We start from the raw sequence: 6000 nt of genomic DNA, 5'->3' as shown, positions 1-6000 counted from the left end.
ATGACGGCTTCGGTGCGCAGGGGGTTGATCTCGGAGACGGCGCCGACGAGCGTGGTCTTGCCGACACCGAAGCCGCCGGCGACGACGATCTTCGCCGACGTCGTGGCGCGGGTGGCTCCGTTAGAGCTTGCGAAGTCCACTGAGGACCCTTTCGAGCAGCGTGACGTCGGGCGTTCCGCCCGACTCGCCCGCGGCGGCGGGCTGGTGGATGGCGACGAGACCGGCCTCGGCAAGGTCGGCGACGAGGATGCGGGCGACACCGAGCGGCACGCCGGCGAGTGCGGAGATCTCCGCGATGGACTTGACCTCACGGCAGAGGTTCACGATCCGGGCGTGCTCGGGCAGCAGGCCGCCGGTCCGCTCGGCGGAGCTCGTGGTCGAGATCAGCGCCTCGATGGCGAGCTGGTACCGGGGCCGGGTGCGGCCGCCGGTCATCGCGTACGGGCGGACCAGCGGCTGCTGCTCGTAGCCGTCGGACTGCTGCCCGCCGTAGCCGCTGCCGTACCCGCTGCCGTACGAGCCGGCGGGTGTCGAAGGCGGGGTCATGGGTCCTCCTTGTGCTGCAGCCTTGGGCAGCCGGTTCCAGCTGGGGCGATGCCAGCTGAGGCGAAATCAGCTGCCTGAGGGTAGCTGAGGGTGAGGCGCCGGGCCTGGTCGGGTCAGGCCCGGCGGGGAGGTGGGACGGGTGAGGTCGCCGCTCAGTGCAGGAGACTGCCCTGGAGTTCTGCGCGGAGTGCGGGGGTGAGGACGGCGCCGGCGCGGTCGACGAGCAGTGCCATTTCGTAGCCGACGAGGCCGATGTCGGAGTCGGGGGACGCCAGGACGGCGAGGGAGGAGCCGTCACTGACGGCCATCAGGAAGAGGAAACCGCGCTCCATCTCGACAACGGTCTGGTTGACCTCGCCGCCCTCGAAGATCCGGCTGGCGCCGGAGGTGAGGGAGGTGAGGCCGGAGGCGACGGCGGCGAGCTGGTCGGCGCGGTCGCGGGGGAAACCTTCGGACATGCACAGCAGGAGGCCGTCGGCGGAGACCACCACCGTGTGCGACACCCCGGGGGTGTTGTCCACGAAATTGGTGATCAGCCAGTTCAGGTTCTGTGCGGCCTGGCTCATCTGATTCAACTCAACGCTCCTGATGATCTGCGCCGTTGCCGTCGGTCCGGCCCCCGAAACTATCGAATCCCGGCTGCTGGGCACCATGCTGGCCGTGCTGGTTGCCCTGGCCGCCCTGGTTGCCCTGGCCCGCCGCCTGCTCGGCGCCGACCCGGCGGCCCTGCTGGATGCCGCGGCGCAGGTTGGTGAGCCGGCCGCGCACCTCCTCCGGTGCACGGGACACCTGAGGACCGGTCAGCGGCGATGCCTCGGCGGTGCCGGAGACCAGATTGGCCTGCGGGGTCCGCCGGGGGAGACCGGACATGGTGACGCCACTGGTCGAGGGCTCCCGGACCTGCTCGGCCCGGCGCCAGCGCTCGTCGTTCGCGGACGGGCGCCACGGGGCGTCGCCCGGTCCGCCCTGCGGGGCCTGCTGCGGCTGGCCCTGCTGGGGAGCCTGCTGCTGGGCGTGCTGCTGGGCCTGCTGAGCCTGCTGGGCGTGCTGCTGGGCCTGCGGTGCCTGCTGGGCGTGCTGGGCCTGCTGCCGGGGAGCCTGCTGCGGCTGGCCCTGCTGCTGGAGGCCGGGCGCGCTGGTCCCGGGGCGGCGCGGCTGGTACTGCCGGGCCCGGGCCGCCTGGGCGGCCTCGGCCTGCCGGCCGTCCTCGTGGTGCCAGGTCTGCTCGACCGTCTCGAAGATCGGCGTACCGCCGTCGGACGGGCCGGTCGGCAGCGCCATCGGCTCCTGGCGGACCGGCTCGGGCCGGGGCTGTTCCTGGCGGACCGGCTCCGGACGCGCCGGGTTCGGCACGTTCGGCAGCACCGGCTCGACCAGACCGAGGCCGAGCGGGTCACGCGGGTCGATCTCGCTCGCCTCGAAGCGCGGCCGCGCGAACTGCGCGGTGCTCTCCATCGACGAGGGCTCGGCCGGCGGCAGCGGCTGGGCCTGTTGCTGCTGCTGCGGCAGCTGCGGCTGGCGCTCGCGCTGCGGCGCGTCCGGACCGGGGCGCTGCGGACGGCGCGGCCCCTGCGGGCCCTGGCCACCCGGGCCGCCCTGGCCCTGCGGGGCCTGGCCCGGCTGGCGACGCGGCGACAGCCCCTCCTGCGGGCGGTTGCCCGGGCGGGCGCCCTGCGGCGCTCCCGGACGGCCCGACTGGTCGGCCCAGCCGTGCTGCGGCTGCTCGCCGGTCCGGGGGCCCGGACCGCCGCCGAGGTCCGCGCCGGGGCGCGGCCGCTCCTGGGCGGGGCGCCGGCCGTCGGCGGGTCGGCCCTGGCCGGGCTGACCCGGACCGGGCTGTCCCTGGCCGGGCTGCGGTGCGGGGGGCTGCTGCTGGCCGCGGCGCGGCAGCGGAGCGGGGCCGCCCTGCGGCGGGGCCTGCCGGCCCGGTCCGCGCTGCGGCAGACCGCCCTGCGGGTTCGGACGAGGCTGCTGGCCCTGGGGGCCCTGGGGGGTCTGCGGACCCTGGGGAGCCTGGGGAGCCTGGGGGTTCTGCTGGGCCTGGGGGCCCTGCGGTGCGGTCTCGCGCAGGGACTGGCCGACCTGGCGGGTCGGCAGGCCGCCGCCGGCGCGTCCGCCCGGACCGCCCTGGCCGCCCGGCGCACCGGGACCGCCCTGGCCGAGCTGCGGACGGCCCTGCGGGGCACCGCCCGTCGGGCCCTGGCCGAGCGCGGGCGGGGCCCCGTTCGGCCCACCGGGCACCTGGCGCTGCTGACGCGGCGTCGGGGCGACCCCGCGCTGCTGCTGCTTGGCCTGCGCCGAACCGGGCCGGGCCGGGCCGCGGCGGTCGGCGGAGTTGGTGACGTCCACCGGGAGCATGACCAGTGCGGTGGTGCCACCGGAGTCGCTGGGGCGCAGCTGGATGCGGATGCCGTGTCGCAGGGACAGGCGGCCGACCACGAAGAGGCCCATCCGGCGGGAGACGGAGACGTCCACCGTCGGCGGGTTCGCCAGGCGCTCGTTGATGTCGGCGAGGTCGTCGGGGCTGAGGCCGATGCCGGTGTCGTGGATCTCGACCAGCACCCGGCCGTCCGGCAGGGCGTGGCCGGTGACCCGGACGCGGGTCTGCGGGCTGGAGAACGACGTGGCGTTCTCCAGCAGCTCGGCGAGCAGGTGGACGAGGTCGTTGACGACGCGGCCGGCGACCTCGGCCGACGGCACGGTGGCGAGCTCGATGCGCTCGTACTGCTCCACCTCGGAGGCCGCGGCGCGGAGCACGTCGACCAGCGGGACGGGGCGGGTCCAGCGGCGGCCCGGGTCCTCGCCGGCGAGGACGAGGAGGTTTTCGCCGTTGCGGCGCATACGGGTCGCGAGGTGGTCCAGCTTGAAGAGGTTGGCCAGCTGGTCCGGGTCGGCCTCGCGGCTCTCCAGCTCGGAGATGAGCGACAGCTGGCGCTGGATGAGGCCCTGGCTGCGGCGCGAGAGGTTGGTGAACATCGCGTTGATGTTGCCGCGCAGGAGGGCCTGCTCGGCGGCGAGGCGGACGGCCTCGCTGTGCACCATGTCGAAGGCGTGCGCCACGTGGCCGATCTCGTCCGCGGAGTCGACGCCGACGGGTTCGACGGTGACGTCGACGTCGTGCGGGTCGCTCTCCGAGAGCGTCTTGACCAGCTCGGGCAGCCGCCGCTCGGCGACGTCCTCGGCCGCGGCCTGCAGACGGGTCAGCGAGCGCACCATCGAGCGGGCGATCAGACCGGCGCCACCGAGGGCGACGAGCAGCACCAGCGCGACGGCGGCACCGATGATCAGGGCCTCGGTGTCGGCGGCGGACTGCAGCTCCTGGGCCTTGCCGTCGAGGTCCTCGATCAGCTTCGACTCGATCCGCCGCTCGGCGGTGATCTTGGCGGTGGCCTGCTCGTACCAGTCCTTGAAGCTGACGACCTCGGTCTGGTGGATACCGCTCTGCTGGAGCACCGAGCGCGCGTACCGGTCGGAGGCGGCGACCACCAGGTTGTAGCTGAGCTGGCCGCGCAGGTTGTCCAGGTCGTGCGAGGTGTAGATGTTGTTGAAGCTGGTGAGCGCGTTGTCGTAGGAGGCGCGCAGCCGGATGCCGAAGGACTCGTCGCTCAGGCTGAGGTCGGGGCCCTTGGGGTTGGCGAGCGCCGCGCTGATCAGGGCGCGCTGCTGCGAGGTGGCGTTCTTGGCCAGCGAGAACTGCTGGAGGGCGCGGGTGGCGCGGACCAGGTCGCGGTTGTTGGACGCGAGCGCGATGTCCTGGGTGATCGACAGCAGGTCTCGGATGATCACGTCGTAGGCCGTGATCGTCGCCTGGATGTTCTGGTTGTTCTGGTACGGGGTGTTGCGCGCGTCCGAGATCGAGTTCAGGTCCTTGCGGATCTGGAACAGCAGCGCCTTGCCGCCGGAGAGCTCCAGGTTCTCGAACTTGTCCGAGGAGGCGGTGAAGGTCCGGCTCAGGTCGTCGGTGATCTTGCGGGCGTTGACGATGTCGTCGTCGAGCGGGGCGTTCGGCTTGTCGGTGATCGGGCCGGCGCTGATGTCCCGCTCGGTCTGGAGGGCGTCGGCGAGGTTGGTCGCCTTCTTGGCCAGATCCGAGAGGTTGGCCATCTGGGCGAGCTGCTGCGAGGTCTCGAGCGAGGTCTGGATGCGCAGGCCGCCGAGGACGAGCGCGACGAGGACCGGGAGCGCGAGCAGGGCGATCAGGCGGGTACGGATCCGCCAGTTGCGCATCGCCAGTCGGCTCATGCCCTTGGCCCGTCGGCGGGTCAGCGTCTTGCGGAGCTTGCCCCGGGCGGAACTCCGGTCCTGTTCGCCGTCGTCCTCCGGGCGGCCGACCGCCTCGGTCACCGGCTCGGCGGGGCCGCCGAGCGCCGCCGCCTGCTGGGGTGGTGCCACGGGCTCACGCGCCTCCGGGTCACCCGCGGCGCCGCTACCCCTTTTGAAACGTCCCTGCACTGGCGTCGCAACCTCTGGACCGGGCGTCCCGCCGCGTTGCCGCGGCCTGGACGGTGTGGAGTTTCCATCCGCACCCCGGCCGGTCCGGGAGAGCGGGCACCGGGGTGGACTGCTCCCTACCCACGGTCCGTGGCATTCCAGCACAGCCGGGGAATCCCAACAAGGGCCGCCAGGGCGAGCGGGACGACACTACCGACCGCGCGCACGATTTCACTGACTGTGCGGTAACCGGACCGGAATACCGCCTTTTTCGGACACTCGCCGGATACATGCCAAGGAGACCGGAGATCAACAAGAGCCGCAGAGCTCCCCGAATGACCGTTCTACCCTTTTTGTCGGCAAAACTTGATGAAGCGATATGTCGGATATCGGAGAATTGCTCTTCAATTTGTGAGCAAAATCACAGCACAATGTGTAGCTTTGGTCACGGTGGCTGTGGAAAGAGATCCGTAACCTTGCGGTATCCGGCGCACGGCCTCGAATCAGCCTGCCCAGAATCTCCCCGAATCACTCAGGCCGGCGCCGCTCCCCATCGATGCGCCGGCCGCGACCCCGAGGTGCTGACGCGATGTCCCAGGCGAACAAGGCCGCCACGAACTCCACGTCCTCCAGCCGTTCCACGGCGAACCCGCGCCGGACGACGCTGGCCTCGGTCGAGGACTTCAGCACGATCCCGGGCGCCCGCAGGTCCGAGGACGTGGTGACCTACGCCACCGAGCTGCCCACCAACACGGCCAACCCGCGCCGCACCCAGCTGATGGTCGCTCCGGTGGCCGCCCCGCAGGCCTGACCGCCCGCGCCGGAGGGCGCCGTGGGCCGCACCGGACGGTGCGACCCACGGCGCCCTCCGGCGTGTTGTCGCCCGCTCGGCTCCGGGGTGGGGCGGTCGGTCGCCCGCCCGTGATCCGCCCGCTGTGCGGTCGCCCCCGCTGATCCGCCCGCCCCGCGGGCCCGGCGACACCGCGCTGAGCAGGGCCGAAGGGTCGACACAGGCCCCACGCG

General features: G+C 72.9%; 4 protein-coding genes and 1 pseudogene. 1 reads left to right on the top strand and 4 read right to left on the bottom strand.

The annotated features are described in order from the left end of the window. The 4 genes and pseudogenes from AB0J08_RS36180 to AB0J08_RS36165 form a co-directional block, all read right to left on the bottom strand. Positions 1–140: pseudogene (locus AB0J08_RS36180) on the bottom strand (ATP-binding protein); the annotation flags it as partial. Continuing rightward, the gene (locus AB0J08_RS36175) at positions 121–546 is read right to left on the bottom strand and encodes a DUF742 domain-containing protein (RefSeq protein WP_329489726.1); all 426 of its coding nucleotides are present in this window, start codon (positions 544–546) and stop codon (positions 121–123) included. The gene AB0J08_RS36175 and the pseudogene AB0J08_RS36180, both read right to left, overlap by 20 nt. Positions 547–698: 152 nt before the next feature. After that, a complete protein-coding gene (locus AB0J08_RS36170; RefSeq protein WP_360642581.1) occupies positions 699–1112 on the bottom strand; it encodes a roadblock/LC7 domain-containing protein in 414 nt (137 codons plus the stop codon). A 10-nt stretch (positions 1113–1122) separates the two neighbouring features. After that, a complete protein-coding gene (locus AB0J08_RS36165; RefSeq protein ID WP_360642577.1) occupies positions 1123–4938 on the bottom strand; it encodes a nitrate- and nitrite sensing domain-containing protein in 3816 nt (1271 codons plus the stop codon). Positions 4939–5566: 628 nt separating this feature from the next. On the opposite strand from AB0J08_RS36165, the gene AB0J08_RS36160 reads away from it, so the two are divergent. Continuing rightward, positions 5567–5788, top strand: a complete 222-nt coding sequence (locus tag AB0J08_RS36160) for a hypothetical protein (protein ID WP_360642575.1) — start codon at positions 5567–5569, stop codon at positions 5786–5788. The last annotated feature ends 212 nt before the right edge of the window (positions 5789–6000 follow it).

The sequence above is a fragment of the Kitasatospora sp. NPDC050463 genome (genome assembly GCF_040655255.1).
Taxonomy (GTDB): domain Bacteria; phylum Actinomycetota; class Actinomycetes; order Streptomycetales; family Streptomycetaceae; genus Kitasatospora.
This window is presented reverse-complemented; position numbering and strand designations above follow the sequence as displayed.